Here is a 17,505-nt window from a genome sequence, read left to right as displayed (position 1 = left end):
AAAGTTTAATTCAATAAAATTAATCACCTCAGAAATGGTGCTTATTTAAAGCTATTAATAGCGTTAATTACCTCATTTCCATAAAAGCCCTGTATTAAAGTTTACGTTAAACATTCAAGAAATAATAATTAAATTTAAAACCGTAAATTTGCTTTTTACCTTACAATGAAAAATAACTTACTCTCCAACATTCACAATCCCTCTGATTTACGCTTGTTACCCGAAGCGCAACTTACTCAGGTCGCACAAGAATTACGCGATTTTATTATTGATATTGTTTCGGTCAAAGAAGGACATTTAGGATCCAGTCTGGGCGTGATCGAATTGACTATAGCGTTGCATTATGTATTTAATACTCCCGACGATTTATTGGTTTGGGACGTTGGTCACCAAGCTTACGGTCATAAAATTTTGACGGAGAGAAGAGAAATTTTTCATACCAACAGGCAACTGGAAGGCATATCCGGTTTTCCAAAAAGAAGTGAAAGTGTTTACGATACATTTGGTGTGGGACACTCCTCGACTTCTATTTCTGCAGCTCTTGGAATGGCCATTGCATCAAAACTAAAGGGCGATTTCGACAAACAGCATGTTGCCGTGATTGGCGATGCATCAATTGCTTCAGGGATGGCTTTTGAAGGTTTAAATCATGCCGGGGTTACAGATGCTAATCTTTTAGTGATTTTAAACGATAATGCGATCGGAATTGATCCGAGTGTTGGTGCTTTGAAAAAGTATTTAACAGCAGTTAAAAACGGAAAAAACCCGAAGCAAAATAACATCATAAAATCGTTAAACTTTGATTATTCGGGTCCGATTGATGGTCATGATCTTCCGGTATTAATCAAAGAGCTCAATCGCTTAAAGAAAATAAAAGGTCCAAAATTTCTACATATTGTTACCACAAAAGGAAAAGGTTTACAGCAAGCCGAAGAAAATCAGGTAAAGTATCATGCACCCGGAAAATTTGACGCTTCAACCGGAGAACTTCATTCAAAATCGGAAGAAAACTTACCTCCGAAATATCAGGATGTTTTTGGCCTGACTATTTTAGATTTAGCCAAAAAGAACGGAAAGATAATCGGGATCACTCCTGCGATGCCATCCGGAAGTTCTCTTAAATTTATGATGGATGAACTTCCGGAACGTGCTTTTGATGTGGGAATAGCCGAACAGCATGCGGTAACACTTGCTGCCGGGATGGTCACACAGGGTATGATTGTCTATTGCAATATCTATTCGACTTTTTTACAGCGTGCTTACGATCAGGTCATTCACGATGTTGCATTACAAAACTTACCCGTTATTTTTTGTCTGGATCGCGCAGGCTTAGTTGGTGAAGATGGTGCGACACATCATGGTGTTTTTGATATTGCCTATTTACGCGCTATTCCAAACATGATTATTTACGCTCCCCTCAATGAAATTGCTTTACAAGATATTTTATATACCGCTCAATTAGGATTAAATCATCCTATTGCAATTCGATATCCAAGAGGTCGAGGTGTTTTACCAAATTGGGAAGTAGAAAATTTCGGACATTATAAAAAAATTGAAATTGGCGCGACAACCTGCTTAAAAAAAGGAACAAAAACGGCCGTTTTATCCACCGGAACAATTGGGAATAATGTGATTGCAGCGATAAACGAATGTCCCAATTCCGAAACAATTGCTCACTACGACTTTCCTTTTATCAAACCATTAAATACCAACACATTAAGCTATGTTTTTTTTAATTTCGAGAAGATAATTACTATCGAAGACGGCAGTATAAACGGTGGTTTTGGAAGTGCAATTTTAGAGTTTGCAGCCTCTAATAATTTCAAAAATACCATTGAGGTTTTAGGTGTTCCAGACAGGTTTATAGAGCACGGAACTGTAAATCAGTTACAACAATTGTGCAAAATTGACGTTAAAAGTTTGATAAATCTTTTTTCAAACGACACAAAATAATTATTTTGCGCTGTCAAAAAATAAAAAATCCTAATGAAATTATTGCGTTCTACCCTTTTGCTTCTGTTGCTTTTGTGTACTTCAAATAACTTTGCCCAAATCATCCAAACGACCTTAGACCCGGGCGAATTACCTGAGCCACCGTCAAACTGGACAAAAAAAAATCAGTTGGGCTTTGACATTTCCGAGATTGCTTTTGTAAACTGGAGTGCAGGGGGGACAAGTTCGATTTCAGGTCTTTTTAAAGGCGAATTTAACCGAACTTACGTTAAAGGAAATCACAAATGGGCGAATGAACTTATTATAAAATACGGTTTAAACCAACAAGACGGTACCGAACTGCGAAAAACCGATGATGCTTTTTTATTCAACTCGACTTACGGTTTTAGAAAAGATACGATCTCTAATTGGTATTACTCGGCAAAATTCAACTTCAATACTCAATTTACTGACGGATACAATTACCCAAATAAAGATGTTGCGATCTCTAAACCTTTTGCACCGGCCTATGTCTTTCTTGGAGCAGGAGCTGAAAACTCAAATAAAAAGAAAAACAGAACACTTTATTTCTCTCCAATAACCTTAAAAACTACTTTGGTTCTGGATCAGTATTTAGCAAATCAGGGAGCTTTTGGGGTTCGAAAAGCGACTTATATGGTAGACCCTATGGATCCAAATTCTAAAATTTTACTAGAAAACGGACAGAAGGTTAAAGCCGAATTTGGTATTCTGCTTACCGGATACATGAAAAGCGAGATTTACAAAAATATCTTTTACGAAAACAGACTGAGTTTGTATACTGATTATCTGAACAAATTTGGAAACGTCGACATCGATTATGATACTCGTCTGGATCTTGTAGTAAATGCTTATGTAAAAGCTAATATTGGTGTACACCTAGTTTATGACGACGATATCAAGACAAAAAAAGACGTGGTTGACCCTGCTACCGGAGCAACTTCACAGGTTAACAACGGACCAAGAGCCCAGCTAAGACAAGTCTTAGGCGTAGGTCTGGTTTATGCTTTTCAATAAATTATTATCAATTTGAAGGTAATTCATTTTAACACATAATGACATAGGTTCTGTGTGTTAAAGCATTTTCTTGCTAATTAAAGCATATTATTTATTTTTTCTTCCGTTGATTGTTTCAAACAATTCAAGAGCATTCCCATCTGTCAATAAAGAAACGTAGTGACAAATATGCAGCAAACGTTCGTATAAATTGGTTTTCTCTAAATGGTGTTTTTCAGGCAGCATTTTCAAAATCAATTTATCATAGTTTGAAGCTGTTCCTTCGTATTTATTGTTAAAAGCTATTATAAACTTGTCCAGCAAGGTCTGGATAATCTGATATCCTACAATTTCTTTTTCAACAACTTCCCGGCTTTGGTAGATTTTATCGACACTTAGTTTGATAATATCATCCATTTGTGCTTTGTATTTGCTTTTATCGGTTAAAGCAAAAGGAAATTTACCATCCAGAATAGCCTCTTCATTTTCAACAAAAACATTTACAGCGTCATTAATCAGGGTTCCGATAGCCAAAGCACGTAAATAACTAATTCGGTCTTCTTTTGTTGTTAAAGTCTTGTATTTGGCTACTCCGATATTGTCTTTTACCAGTTTGATTAAATATTCGAGCGCATAATCTTCCGAAACTAATCCCAGATTTATTCCATCTTCAAAATCGATAATAGTATAACAAATGTCGTCAGCCGCTTCGACTAAATAGGCCAAAGGATGTCTCTCAAAACCAATATCGTCTCCGGATTTATTGACAATCAAACCCATATCTTTAGCAACTTCTTCAAAAAATGATTTGTCTGTTTGAAAGAAACCGTATTTTTTATCGGCAATATTCTGCGTTGGTTTTTTAGGCAAACTCTCTTTTGGATATTTCATAAAAGCCCCTAGCGTAGCATACGAAATTCTAAGTCCGCCTTCAATCCCCGGCCGACTTGCCGTGAGAACTGAGAAACCGTTTGCATTACCTTCAAAATCAATTAAATCCTGCCATTGTTTTGCCGTTAGCTGCTCTTTGTATTTCAATCCGTTTCCTATCGAAAAATATTCGCCAATTGCTTTTTCTCCTGAATGTCCAAAAGGAGGATTCCCAATATCATGTGCCAGAGAAGCCGCAGCCACAATGGCTCCAAAATCATTCATGTGGTATCCGTGAACTTCTTTTAGATGTGGATATTTTTCAATTATTTTTTTCCCTACCAAACGCCCCAGAGAACGCCCTACAACCGAAACCTCTAAACTGTGTGTTAATCTGGTATGTACAAAATCTGTTTTTGAAAGCGGAATTACCTGAGTTTTATCCTGTAAAGAGCGAAAAGCCGCCGAAAATATAATTCGGTCATAATCAACCTCAAATCCCAATCGCGTATCATCTTGTTCTGCACGTAATCTCTTGCTAGTGTCGCCTTGGCGCTTGAGTGATAAAAGTTGTTCCCAGTTCATTTTCAATTTTAAATTTCAGATGGTTGATTTTAGACTTTTTGATCTAAACGTCAAAAATACGTTTTATTTTAGGATTTTACCGGGACAAAAATATACTTGTAAAACAAAATTGCATTTTGAATATCATAAGTCAATTCCAAAATTTCACTAAACACATAGAGACATAGATCTTAGCCGTAAAATAAAGAAATATATTTCTTTCACATAGTAGTTTATGTATCCTTCAAACAAGTGTAACGCCTTTTAATGCAACAAAAACTATGTCTCTATGTGTTAAAACAATTTCGCGCAACGAGTTTCTATTTTGAATATATTTTGTTTTTTTATTGTCAACCAGCGGAGTCGAAATTCTTGTAGTTATGATTTTTTTCGACTTCGCTATTATTGGCATTATTTTTTTAGAAGCAGAAGATCCTTTTTCAAAAAAACTTCAGTCCCGCTATCCGTTATATCTTTTATGGCGAACCCCGCCACAAAAGGATATCACTCCTATCGGGGCTAAACGACAAATTCTTACTTTTCATAAGATATTCAATAAACAAAAAAAAGCATCCGCCGCGGCGGATGCTTTTCTGAAATTGAATAGTATTTAAGACTAGAAGTTTTTAGAAACTCCAATGTTAAATGTTCTACCAAAATTAAAATCGAAGTTTTTAACTTCTGGTCCGTTGTTATCATAGTTTAAGGTGTTGTAACCTAAACCACCGATATTAAAGTTTAAACCAAAACCTTTTTTCATATCGATGAAAAGAGCTGGTGTTATACCAATGTACATACCGTCTGCTTTAGCAGTTGAAGTAAGTGGTCCTGTGTACGTTTTGTCTTTTGCACTTTGAAAACCAGTTCCTAATTCAGCGAAGAAAGCGAAAGTTTGGTTCAATGGCATAGTGTAACGTAAAAATGCACCTAATTTAGTAGTGTTGTGTTTCACTTCGTTTACTCCTTGCTCAGTTTTGCTTGAACCAAAAGAAGCCTCACCCCCTACAGTCCAGTTGTCGTGAAATTGGTAACCTACTTTTGGAGAAAAATCAAATTCATTCGTTTTAACCTCATTGTTTCCTAAAGTTTTGGTTTGAGACTTGTAACCAATACCACCACCAACTAAGATTGTTCCTTTTTGTGCGTTTGCAAAGCTAACCATAGCTAATGCAAGAACCACCAACATTTTTTTCATTATAAATTATTTTAAATTTAATATCCCTTTAACAAGAACGATGCCGCAACGACTGGCTTTTATGATTTTTTTATGATTTCTTTAAAAGACAAAAATGTAGCAATCGAGCGTATTTCTGTTTACTTTTGTAGCAAATAAAAAGTCATGTCGATAGCAGTAAACAACATATCAAAAAGTTACGGAACTCAAAAAGCGTTAAACGGAATTTCATTCTCTATTGAAAAAGGAGAAATTGTTGGATTTCTTGGGCCAAACGGAGCAGGAAAATCTACATTAATGAAAATTTTGACCACCTACTTGTTGGCAGATAACGGCTCAGCCCTTGTAAACGGTCATGATGTCATGACGAATGCGAAAGCAGTTCAACGTTCTATTGGCTATTTACCGGAGCATAATCCATTGTATTTAGATTTGTATGTTCGTGAATATTTGGCTTTTAATGCCGATGTTTATCAAGTTCCAAAATCAAGAATTGAAGAAGTCATTCAACTGACAGGACTGTCAGTTGAAAGTCATAAAAAAATAGGACAATTGTCTAAAGGATACCGCCAACGTGTAGGCCTTGCCAATGCTTTACTGCACGATCCGGAAGTTTTAATTCTGGACGAACCTACTACAGGACTGGACCCCAACCAGTTGATGGAAATTCGAAATGTAATTAAAAATGTAGGGAAAAATAAAACCGTTTTTCTATCTACTCATATTATGCAAGAGGTTGAAGCCATTTGTGATCGTGTCATTATTATTGACAAAGGACAAATTGTTGCCGATAAAAAATTAGACCACCTGGTTTCTGAAGATAAAGCGCAAGTGATTGAAGTTGAATTTGATTATCAAATCGAAGAACAGCTTTTGGCAAAACTTGAAAATATTACTGCTTATAAAAACACTCACGATATGACCTGGGAGCTGACTTTTGTTTCCGAAAAAGACATGCGTCCGGCTATTTTTGATTTTGCCAATGCAAATGGATTAAAGACTCTTCAGCTAAATCAGAAGAATAAAAATCTGGAAGCCGTTTTTAGAGAAATTACAAAATAAGTTCCTTGAATAAAACTAAAAAGAATCATATTACCAAAACGAAATAGATTTATTAAAAACTCAAAACCAAGACATTGAAACTAAAAACATTCCTAATTTTTCTTACCAGTTTATTATTATTTAATTGCTCAAAAGATGATTCCCCAAAATTAAGCTCTGAAAACAAAATCTTATCCTTTAAATTGACCTCCCCAAAAGGTGATATCTATATTGGCAAAATTGATGATATAGCTAAGACAATTACTTTAACAACAAAAGGTCTTGAGTTAGAAAATAAACTAATTCCAAACATCCAAATTTCTGAGAAAGCAACGATTTCTCCAGAAAAAATTGCGCAAGATTTCAATATGCAGATTAAATATACTATTACTGCTGAAAATGGCGATAATGCTATTTATACTATTATTACGAACAATACTCCCTTATCAAGTGAAAAGAAAATTCTTGATTTTAAATTTAACATTGATAATGAAACATATGCAGGAACAATAGATCATACTAATTTATTAATTAATATTACCACATATAAAGATATTTCAAATATTTCTCCAAAAATAACGGTATCACCCTTTGCCAGTATTTCACCAGCTGGAGAAATAAATCAGAATTTCGCCTTTGATGTAGAATATAAAGTTACTGCTCAAAATGGTTCAAGTAATGTATACAAGATTCATGTTACAAAACCAGAAATTACATCAACTCTTATCAAATGTTATATCAGAGCAGTATCATCAGCACGAGTAAATAACATCGATTTACTATCTAATTCCAATTATAAATTATATCTTGAAAATGATAAAAATTCTTATTTGTTAAATTCCTTTAATGTTCGAACCGATATTGGTAAGAATGGAACAAATAGTTATTTTGACTTTAAATTTGATGAAAAAATACTAACGGCCAGCAATTATAAATTAAGAATTAAACTAAATGGGGAAATTAAAGCTGAAACCAATTACACAATTGATGTCTTAGCTGAAAATGCTCCAAAAATCATATCAGCGAATCAGACTTCATACACTAATTATGACACTTTAATCCTTACTGGAACAGATCTTATTCCGGGAGTTAGTATCCCTGCTAATGCTAGTATATATAACTTAACTGACCACTATGTCTCTTTAAACTCAGAAAAAACAATATTAAAATATTATATGGATGCTTATCAAATGTTTCCTTCTTCAATGGGACAACAATCTCCAAGAACCACGAGAGTAAGTGTTTATTACAATGGGAGATATGGTGATTCAGTACTATTAGATTTCAAATAAATCCTTCTTAAAGTATTATTGAAAAGGCTCATTGATTTAATCAATGAGCCTTTCTTTCATTTATCCTATCCTTGAATTTCATAATACTCCACTTTTTTTATTTGAAGTTTAATCTATTACATTAAAAAACACATCTTATTTCCAGGCTTTTAATGTTTTTTTATAAATTTTACATCTATATTTATTTAGACTTAATATAAATAGTGTTATATTTGACAACTGAAATCAAATATCACTCCTATGTTTTCCACAATCCTTCCTATAAAAACCACAATTTACAAGTTATCAAACCGCTTGTCACTTCTTCAAAACATGCTTTCTGACAAACTCGAACAACTCGTTTTACAGTAGAACTTATCTGCTACAAAATATTGGCTACTGCTTATCCGCCCAGATTAACAAATTACTTTAAATCCCCCATTGCAAAAAACATTACAAACATCATGAAGAATATTATAACATCTATTTTACTCGTATTTTCAGTCTACGGATACTCGCAGACGGAAAAAGGAAGAGACAGCATCGTCGAAACCTCGATCAATGCTTTAGATGAAATTGTAATCACAAAAAAGAAGGTTTTATATACTCAAAAATCAGATCGATTGGTTTTTAATGTAGAAAATAGTATTGTTTCTGAAGGTGGTACTGCCTTAGACGTTTTATCGCGCGCTCCCGGTGTTGTGGTATCACAGGACGGAGAGTTATCCATTCGCGGACAACAAGGTGTCGGGGTGATGATTAATGGTAAATTAACGCAGCTTTCGCAAAAAGAACTGGCGAATTACCTAAAGTCTACAACCTCATCCAATATCAAACAAATCGAGGTGATCACCAATCCTTCTTCAAAATACGATGCCACCGGAAAAGCCGGAATCATTAATATTATTCTTAAAAAACCCAATGCGGGCGGACTTAAAGGAACGGTATTTACCAATTATGGAAGAGGCCGCAAAAACAGAACAAATTCAGGTATAAACCTGAGTTACAACAAAGATAAGTTTGGTGTTTACGGAAATTACAGTTACACTTTTAGAGGTGAGGAAGAACGCAAAGAATTTGATCAGATTCAATACACAAACAGCACCCGTCAAACTATTGCGACAAAAAACCATCAAACATCGGTTACAGATGAACCACTGACTTCTAATAACTTTAAGATCGGAACCACTTATGAGGTTTCTCCAAAAACAAATTTAGAAGTTTATGTGGATGCAAAACTAGGCCGTTACGAAAACATGGCCAACGGTAGAAATACCTTGCTTAATGCCTTAGATCAGGCACAATTTGATGCTTTTACCTACAATGACAGCAAAGAAAAATGGAATGACTATACTTATGCTTTTTCCGGCGTTCATAAGTTTAATACGGAAGGAAAAAACATGTCTTTTGATTTTGAGTATGAAACGTCAAAGTTCAGATCGAATCAGTTTCAAAGTGCCAAAAATACAGATCCTGCAGCTGTAGCTGTTAATGACCGCAAAGGGTTTATTCCATCGCAATTGAGTGTTTTTACGGGAAAGATTGATTTCGTCAATCCGTTAAAGGAAAAACAATCTATCGAATGGGGAGTTAAAGCCAGCATAAAAAACAATGACAATCCATCGGTTTATGAGTATTATGACAACAATCAGTGGATCGTTGACCTTAACTCGACCAATCATTTTGAGTACAAAGAGCAAATTTATGCCGCTTACGCCAATTATAAATACCAATTGGAGAATTTCAATATTCAGGGAGGTTTAAGAACGGAATATACTGCTATAAATATTTTACAGAAGACCTTAAATGAGACGCATAAAGACGATTATTTAAAATGGTTTCCAAGTGTTTCTTTGAAATATGAATTAAGCAACGATCACTCTTTGCATGCCTCCTACAGTAAAAGAATCAACAGACCGAGTCAGTTTGATTTGAATCCGTTTCGTTTTTACGATGATTCATTCAATTATTCACAAGGAAATCCGAATCTGGTTCCTGAGATTACACATTCGGCAGAAATTGGATATTCCTGGAAAAGTGCTTTTATGGCTTCGCTGTATTTTAGCAAAACCAAAGACGTTTTTACAGAGGTTTACGATTACAATCCCGCCAATAATACCACTGTGACATCCCAAATAAACGTGGACAAATCGTACAATTATGGTGTAAATATTACCAATACAGCCGAAATTTACAAATGGTGGTCAGTGAATACTCTTTTCAATATTTTCGAGAATAGATTTATGGGGAATGTGGTAAATACGGATAAGATTGCCCCAATTGTTACTTTGAATCTAAGTGTTCAGAACTCCTTTACGATTACCGAAACCCTGAAAGCCGAAGCCAATGCACAATACCAGTCAAAATCGAATCTTGGTATTTACGAAAGAGATGCTTTTTTTGATTTTAGTATTGGTATTTCAAAACAGGTACTGGCTAAAAAAGGAAATATCAAATTTAATATTACAGACATTTTTAATACCAATAATTTTCACATCAATTCGGTTATAGCTCAAACGAGCATCAATAAAAGATATGATCTTGACAACCGTATTGCCACCATAGCCTTTACATATAGAATTTAATATTTTGGATCTTTAGTTTCCTTGTTTTTGTTTTTTTTTTGAATGAAAGAGCCTGTTTGTAGTTAGCAGGCTCTTTTTGTTTGTGGGGTTAACCGCAAAGCAGGCATAGTGTTTTTTGCTCGCTAAGACGCAGAGACGCAAAGTTTAATTTTCTGGCGCTTAACATCTTGTTGAGATTATTTATCCTGCAGCCACACTGCCACAACTAAAAAAGTCTTGAAAACATTATTGATAACTTTGCCAGACTGAGCGAAGTCGAAGTCCCCCCAAAGTGATTCGACACACAAAATTTCTACTTCAATTCGTCTGACAAATTGAACAGACATAACTGCTTTTCTTTACTTACCAAGCAAAAAAAAGTCTTTTGAGGAATCTTACTTCACACAAAAGACTTTAAGAAAACTAACTAACACTAAACAACTAAAATAAAATGGATTTACTTTTTTGATTTTAGTTTTTTCTTTCTTCCCCACCAGATATAAAATCCGGTGATGGGCAAACTGGCACAGATTAAACTGGCGGTGAAATAAATTATCTTGGTCGACAATCCTCCTATTGCACCAATATGAAGACTGTAATTTGATCGCATTAACCAATCTGAAAAACGTTCGTTGCCAATATATTTTTCTGATTTTGGAAGTAATTGAAGTGTTTTGGAATCAAAATACAAATCTCTCCAAATGCCTTTATGCATATCCGTACAGGCATAAAAATCTTCTTTTGGATCATCCGGAAAATGAATGATGACCGCTTCTTTATTTTCTTTGGCAATTTCTGTGCGAACTTTTTTCCAAATAAAATCGGCTGCAGCCAGTTTGTCCAGTTGTTGCTTAGACAGGGGCTTTGTAACCGAAACGGTTTGTTCTTTTACCTCTGTCCATCCTCCACTGATCCAGTAAGTACCTTCTCTTAACCAATGAAAACTCATTAACAATCCGGTAAACGAAATTAGTAGGGCCAGAATGAGCACATAAAACCCCATTACATTATGCAAATCATAGTTGAGACGTTTGAACTTAGCATCCCACTTTACTTTAAAACTGCCGTTAAGGGTTGTTTTGTTCCATTTTTTAGGGAACCACAGTATAAGCCCACTTATCAGTAAAAAGAAAAAAATAAAGGTTGCCCAGGCTGTTATCTGTGCTCCAATATCCCGTTCCAGCCAAAGGTTTCGATGTCCTTCATCGATAATATGAAAAAAATCTTCATGATCTACCATTCCGGTAATTTTACCATTATAAGGATTTACATAAATCAACGAATCCGATTCGATATCGACTTTAACTGATTTGTCTAAACCATTATACCAGACCCCATGAATTTCTTTGTTGGGCAGTACTTTTTGAACAGCTGCATAAATTTGAGAAGGGGGTAACAATCGCTCCGGACTTTGTGCTTCGACGTTGAGCCAGGGAGAGGTAAACTGTTTGATTTCATGCTCAAAAACCAATATACAACCGGTAATTGCCATGATAAATACAATTATTCCTGAAACAAGCCCCAGCCATAAGTGTAGCCAGGCATTAATTTTACTAAAACGTGATTTCCCTTTATTGGGTGGCTTGCCGGTACGGCTTTTAAAAATATTCATTGCAATGATAATTAGAAACTAGGACAGGATTTATAAACAAAACGGTTTGAGGATTTATAAATAATCCTCAAACCGTTTGAAGGGGCATTAATTTAGTAGGTAAGTTTACCAATTGAAGGCAAGTAAAGACCTTCTTTAATAAGCGCTCCGGCTTTTGCAGTACCGGTTGCAATATCAATTTGGTACACACGGGCCTGATCTCCTGTTACAAAACTTTTGTATGCTTTTCCGTTTTCCACAAACATACTACCTAATCCGAAGAATTCATCTCCTCCATGATCCGGCAATCCGGTAACGGCTAAAATTGTTTTAGCAGATAAATCAAGTATGGCCGACTTGAAAATAGTTTTAGTGCTAAGGAAACTATAAACTGAATTGACAGCATCAACCTCGTTAGGAATATAAGAGATAAAAACTTTTTCTCCACCTAAAGGATACGCAGCAAGAACTTTTCCTTTTAACGTGCTTGACTGAAGATCGAAAAAGTAACCCGGGTCAAACTTGGCATCCCCTTTTCTAATACGTAAAACTCCGGAAGAAACACCTGTAACTGGATAACCTCCGGCACGGGCATTTGAAGAGAACGTATAAACATCTCCGGATTCTGTCTGAACAATTCCGGTATTGGTATAGTACAGTCCAATTGCGGTTGTTCTCGCATCTTTTATTGTGCTTACATATTCTAAAGATGGGTATTTGTAAACTCTTACTGTAGCATCTGATGACAATACTTTATTACTTCCGTCACTAACATCTTTCGTATAAACCGGAACAAAAAGTTTATCTCCCGAAACTGCCGCTCCTGTTGGCCAGTATAATATCTTTTTATTTGCCGGATTAACACTAAAATCGTTAAACTTACGACCATCAATAGAAACGGTAGCAGGGTTGTAAATCATCAATTCATAATCAGATGAACTACCATCCCAGGTTGCACCAATATTGATCATTTTTTTATCGTCAGTATAACCAACTGCATAAGAAGACTCGAAAGAAAGCTTATCACCAGCTGCTAACTTTCCTGTATTATTTAAACGAAAAGATACCGATCCTTCATCACCTGTACTTAGGGCAAAAAATGTGTTACTCACTGGAAAACAGCTTCCATCCTGTTCAATTCCAACTCCTTTTGCACTGATTTCTCCAGTCATTAACTGATCTGTAGAATTAAAATCTAAGATATACTGAGTATAATCGGCCAACCAGTACGATGCAACATATTTAGTTCCATTTACAGTTGGCACTTCATCTTTAGACGAATCATCACTGCTGCATGAAAAGATAGATAATGACAGAAAAGCCAATGCAAAGCATTTTGCGAATTTGTTTACAAACATGATTATAATTATTAAGGGTTATTATTAAAATTGATTACTGTAGAAAGTATCTGAACTTAACAGAAAAAGCACGTCCCGGTTTTTGAACCTTAAAGTAGTCGTACACCTTTATATCGGTAATATTTCGACACTCGAAAGCCAGATTGTATTTGCCGTGCAAGAAAGAATAAGCCACCATAGCACTTTGTGTAAACTGCTCGGGAATTGCTTTTTTGGTTTCCCGACTTCCTAACACTGGCCAGGTCAGATAAAAAGCATCTACATAATTAGCACTTAAGTTTAAAGAAAGTCTGTCGTCCTGGTGTCTGATGTTTTTAAAATTAAACGTCAGATCGGCGTTTCCGTAGAAGATCGGTACGTTAGGCAATTGTGCATTATACAATACATCAGGGCTGGTTGTTCCCTTTTTAAATTTGTTTCTGTTTAAGCTTTTTTGATAGGTTCCGTTTACTTCAAAATTTACGAAGTCTCTATATCCATATCTAAGAACACCATCAACACCCGTTATTTGCACATTTGCCAGATTTTCATAAACAGAAGTATTAACTAACAATTCTTCTCTTATAAAATCTTTTGCTTCTCTGTAAATCAAACTCGTTTCGGCGCTAATTTGATTGTTATTTTTTTGAGTAAGAAAAGCTAAACCTAAATTAACATTTTCACTATTTTCAGGTTTCAATCCTGTATTACTAAGCACGGTTAATCCATTGCCCAACATTTCTTCAGCAGAAGGCAAACGATAGGCATGTTCATAAGATCCTTTTACTTGAAGTTTATCGGATAAACGATAAGCCAAAGTTGCCCCATAACCGTAATTTGTTGTTGATGAAGATTGAATTATACTATTAGAAATCATCTCAGTACTTAAATCAAACATTTTTCCAAAAACTGAAATGGCCAACCTATTATCCAAACCGCTAAAATTGTAACTTAACCCTAAGATATTTTTAGTAATCCTTGGTCTGCCAAGGTCAACAGCCTTTAGATATTCGTTCGATTGTTTACGCTTATAGTCTTGGTAAGAATAATTTAGCATTACGATATGTTGTTCACTCAACTGGTATTTCAAGTTTGATGTTAACTGAGCATTTGTTTCATCATAAACGTACAGCCTTTTGGTGTTACTCAATTCTCCTCTATCATTCGCTCCGGCAAATTGTCTGTATACATAATTTCCTGTCCAGTCGTATACTCTTGACGAAGTATCTACAGAACGACTGTTTACCAAAGCATAAGTCGAATTAATATTTACAGATAATCCCTTCGTAAACAGGTTGTCTTTTTTATATTTTAAAGACGTAATAAAACTGTTACTATCCATAAAAGCCTGTCCAACGGCTGTTTGCATCGTCTTACCTTGCTGAATTTCTTTTTTGTTTCCCGCCATGGCAAAACCAACAAGCAGATAATCGGCAAAATTTTTATTTTTAAATCCTGCTTCGGCCATTATGGTTCCGGATTTATAAGCATCATGAAAGTGCTTGTATTTTTGTTCCGGCAAAAACTTCGAAGTATTTTTATCAACCACACTTACATCTACTTTATAATCGTTATCGGCATAATTCGCAAAAGCATTAATGTTGGCGATAAAACCATCTCTTCCTGAGAACCTGGTATTTATTGCAGCTCTGTGGGTGTTAAACGAACCGTAGCTATAAGAAGCATCAATATATCGGTTTACATTTTTGTTGGTTACAATATTAACAGCACCTCCAAGGGCATCTGCTCCCAGTTCTATAGGAACAACTCCTTTGTAAACATCAATTCGTTCGGCCATATTTACCGGAATATTATTCAGCGTAAGCGCAGAACCATAGCTGTCCATAGGCACTCCGTCTAAAAAGAATTTAACCTGATTGCCGGAGAAACCATTCAGCGAAAAGTTAAAAGTGGATCCCAATCCGCCATATTCACGAATGCGGACTCCGGTCGTTTTATTCAAAACCTGATTTAAATCGGCGGATGTATTGTAGATTTTCTTTAAATCTATGGCAGTAATGTTGTAAGCCTGCTCACGTACTCTTTGAACTTTGGACTTTCCTGTTACAGCTACTTCGTTTAGAGCCGCCATATCTTCTTCCATCGTTATATTTTGAGTTGGTTTTCCTCCCTGCTTCAAAAAAATTGCCGCTTCAGTTGTTTTATAGCCTACATGAGTAACGAGCAAAATATAATCTCCCGGTTCGGCGCTAATTTTATATTCTCCTTTATTGTTGGTTAGAGTCCTGTATGCTGTTCCTTTTAAAGCTACCGAAACTCCTTCGGCAGTTTTTCCCAAATGGGTAACAATAACTCCGGTTAAATTTACTTTGTTCTTTTGCGAGTACCCCTGAAGTGAAGTCAAAGAAATGGTGATCAAGAACATTAATCTACTTATTTGCATCCGTTAAATTTTGGTTTGAAAATTAAATTAGCAACAAAATTAGGCTCTCAATAAGTTTTTTCCAAGTTATTTTTAATTATTCTAAATAAGAATAATAATTAACTTTTAAACCTAAGAATAAATAACGAACAGGCTAATTCTTAAAGAATAATTAAATTTAGCCTAAGATTTCATTAATTTTTTTTCAAGTAAAAGCTAAAATTTCCAGTACTTTCTTCTTTGAAATCTCAAAAAAGAACAAAAAAAAGCCCGATCACAATGCAATCAGGCTTTCAAAAATTCGTTTAACCGGATTATAAATCCAATTCCGAAATGGTGTTTTTTACTTCTTCCATAATTATTCTGATGTCATTTTCTGTCGTACGCCAGTTGACAAAAGAGGCTCTGATTCCTTTACGGTTTTGGTAAACGGTTGGTGTCATAAATACTTTCCCCGTATCATTTAGATGCGTCAAGAATTTACTTATATTCTCCTGATTATCGTCTCCTTTTAGCGTAAAACAAACATTATTCAGTCGGATTGGAGCTAAAAGTTCAAAATTATCATCTTCAATCAGGGCGTTTGCAAAGTGCAGCGCCAATGAAGCACTTTTTTCTACAATGTCCTGAAACCCTTCTTTTCCGTACGCCAGTAAAGAAAACCAAACCGGTAATGCTCTTAATCGGCGTGAATTCTCGGGCAGCACGTTCAGGTAGTTAAAATTTTCGAGCGGATTCCCTAAATAAGGAGCATTAGAATTCTGAAACGTTTCGATTTGCAGTCCAATATGCTCTTTTTTAATTAAATAAAAAGCGCTTTCATAAGGTACGTTTAACCATTTATGGCAATCAATTGTAATACTGTCTGCTCCATCCCATCCTTCCACAAGATGTCTGAATTTTTCAGAAACCGCAGCAAATCCACCAAAAGCAGCATCAATATGCCACCAGAACTTATATTTCTCTCTAAGTTTTGCAATAGCAGTAAAATCATCAAAATCAGCAGTATTAACCGTTCCTGCACTCGAAATCAAGAGGAATGGTTTTCCATTTAAAGCCTCAATGTTCTTTTGTAGATCATCGATATCAATTGCTTCACGGTTGCCTTCTGCAGTTTTAATTACAGTGTAATTGTTGCTGCCGATCCCCAGCATCGATAAGGTTTTTACCGAAGACGAATGAGGTGTCGCGGTTAAGATATGTATGGGTTCAGAAATTCCGTTTTTAGCAAAGTCTTTTCCGGACTGTGCCCCTAACCATTGTCTTGCCACACCCAGACAGGTAAAATTTGACATTGTAGCTCCCGTAACAAATCCTCCTAAAAATGACTCCGGCAACCCCAATAACTGTCGTAATAAATGGATGGTCTCGAACTCAATTAGAGCCGACGTACCTCCCTGTCCTTTTACCGCCTGTGTATTCTGATCGTATACGGTAGACAGCCAATCTCCAACAATAGCCGCCGGCGTAGATCCTCCCGTTACAAAACCCAAATATCTAGGACCTGGTGAAGCGACCATCAAGGGTGCCAGTCTTTGATTAAATTCTTCTAAAGCCACCAACGATCCTAAACCTGTCTCGTTTAGCTTTCGTGTTGGATCAATTGTTTTTTTACTGGAAGTCGGAATGTTTTCAAGATTGTCCAGAAATGCTATTCCGTATTGTTTTGTTTTTTCCAGAATGTTTTCAAGATCATTAAGATCATTTTGAAGTATTGAATTCATTGTAAACTACTTTTTTATG

At 35.5% G+C, this 17,505-nt stretch carries 11 protein-coding genes; 5 read left to right on the top strand and 6 right to left on the bottom strand.

What is annotated here, in order from left to right; all coding sequences use genetic code 11:
- Positions 1-165 precede the first annotated feature (165 nt).
- Both AC3IS6_RS07690 and AC3IS6_RS07685 read left to right on the top strand, forming a co-directional pair.
- The gene (locus AC3IS6_RS07690; protein WP_489164364.1) at positions 166-1,953 is read left to right on the top strand and encodes a 1-deoxy-D-xylulose-5-phosphate synthase; all 1,788 of its coding nucleotides are present in this window, start codon (positions 166-168) and stop codon (positions 1,951-1,953) included.
- A 33-nt stretch (positions 1,954-1,986) separates the two neighbouring features.
- Complete coding sequence (locus tag AC3IS6_RS07685; protein ID WP_489164363.1) at positions 1,987-2,988, top strand: DUF3078 domain-containing protein; 1,002 nt, start codon at positions 1,987-1,989, stop codon at positions 2,986-2,988.
- 87 nt (positions 2,989-3,075) lie between these two features.
- On the opposite strand, the gene AC3IS6_RS07680 is transcribed toward AC3IS6_RS07685, so the two are convergent.
- Positions 3,076-4,422, bottom strand: coding sequence for a deoxyguanosinetriphosphate triphosphohydrolase (locus AC3IS6_RS07680; protein WP_489164362.1), 1,347 nt, complete (start codon positions 4,420-4,422; stop codon positions 3,076-3,078).
- 595 nt (positions 4,423-5,017) lie between these two features.
- Positions 5,018-5,596, bottom strand: coding sequence for an outer membrane beta-barrel protein (locus tag AC3IS6_RS07675; protein ID WP_489164361.1), 579 nt, complete (start codon positions 5,594-5,596; stop codon positions 5,018-5,020).
- A 144-nt stretch (positions 5,597-5,740) separates the two neighbouring features.
- On the opposite strand from AC3IS6_RS07675, the gene gldA reads away from it, so the two are divergent.
- The 3 genes from gldA (at position 5,741) to AC3IS6_RS07660 (ending at position 10,472) form a co-directional block, all read left to right on the top strand.
- Entirely contained in the window at positions 5,741-6,637 is an 897-nt protein-coding gene (gene gldA / locus AC3IS6_RS07670) for a gliding motility-associated ABC transporter ATP-binding subunit GldA (protein ID WP_489164360.1), read from the top strand.
- A 74-nt stretch (positions 6,638-6,711) separates the two neighbouring features.
- Positions 6,712-7,908 (top strand): DUF8499 domain-containing protein, encoded by a 1,197-nt coding sequence (locus AC3IS6_RS07665; protein ID WP_489164359.1) that lies wholly within the window; start codon positions 6,712-6,714, stop codon positions 7,906-7,908.
- Between the two features lie 443 nt (positions 7,909-8,351).
- A complete protein-coding gene (locus tag AC3IS6_RS07660; protein ID WP_489164358.1) occupies positions 8,352-10,472 on the top strand; it encodes a TonB-dependent receptor domain-containing protein in 2,121 nt (706 codons plus the stop codon).
- A 436-nt stretch (positions 10,473-10,908) separates the two neighbouring features.
- On the opposite strand, the gene AC3IS6_RS07655 is transcribed toward AC3IS6_RS07660, so the two are convergent.
- The 4 genes from AC3IS6_RS07655 to AC3IS6_RS07640 form a co-directional block, all read right to left on the bottom strand.
- Positions 10,909-12,063 (bottom strand): PepSY-associated TM helix domain-containing protein, encoded by a 1,155-nt coding sequence (locus AC3IS6_RS07655; protein ID WP_489164357.1) that lies wholly within the window; start codon positions 12,061-12,063, stop codon positions 10,909-10,911.
- A gap of 92 nt (positions 12,064-12,155) precedes the next feature.
- Entirely contained in the window at positions 12,156-13,400 is a 1,245-nt protein-coding gene (locus tag AC3IS6_RS07650; RefSeq protein WP_489164356.1) for a DUF4374 domain-containing protein, read from the bottom strand.
- A 34-nt stretch (positions 13,401-13,434) separates the two neighbouring features.
- Positions 13,435-15,783, bottom strand: a complete 2,349-nt coding sequence (locus AC3IS6_RS07645) for a TonB-dependent receptor (protein WP_489164355.1) — start codon at positions 15,781-15,783, stop codon at positions 13,435-13,437.
- A gap of 293 nt (positions 15,784-16,076) precedes the next feature.
- Positions 16,077-17,486, bottom strand: coding sequence for a pyridoxal phosphate-dependent decarboxylase family protein (locus AC3IS6_RS07640; protein ID WP_489164354.1), 1,410 nt, complete (start codon positions 17,484-17,486; stop codon positions 16,077-16,079).
- Positions 17,487-17,505: the final 19 nt, after the last annotated feature.

The organism is Flavobacterium sp. KH_035 (assembly GCF_057839565.1).
This window is presented reverse-complemented; position numbering and strand designations above follow the sequence as displayed.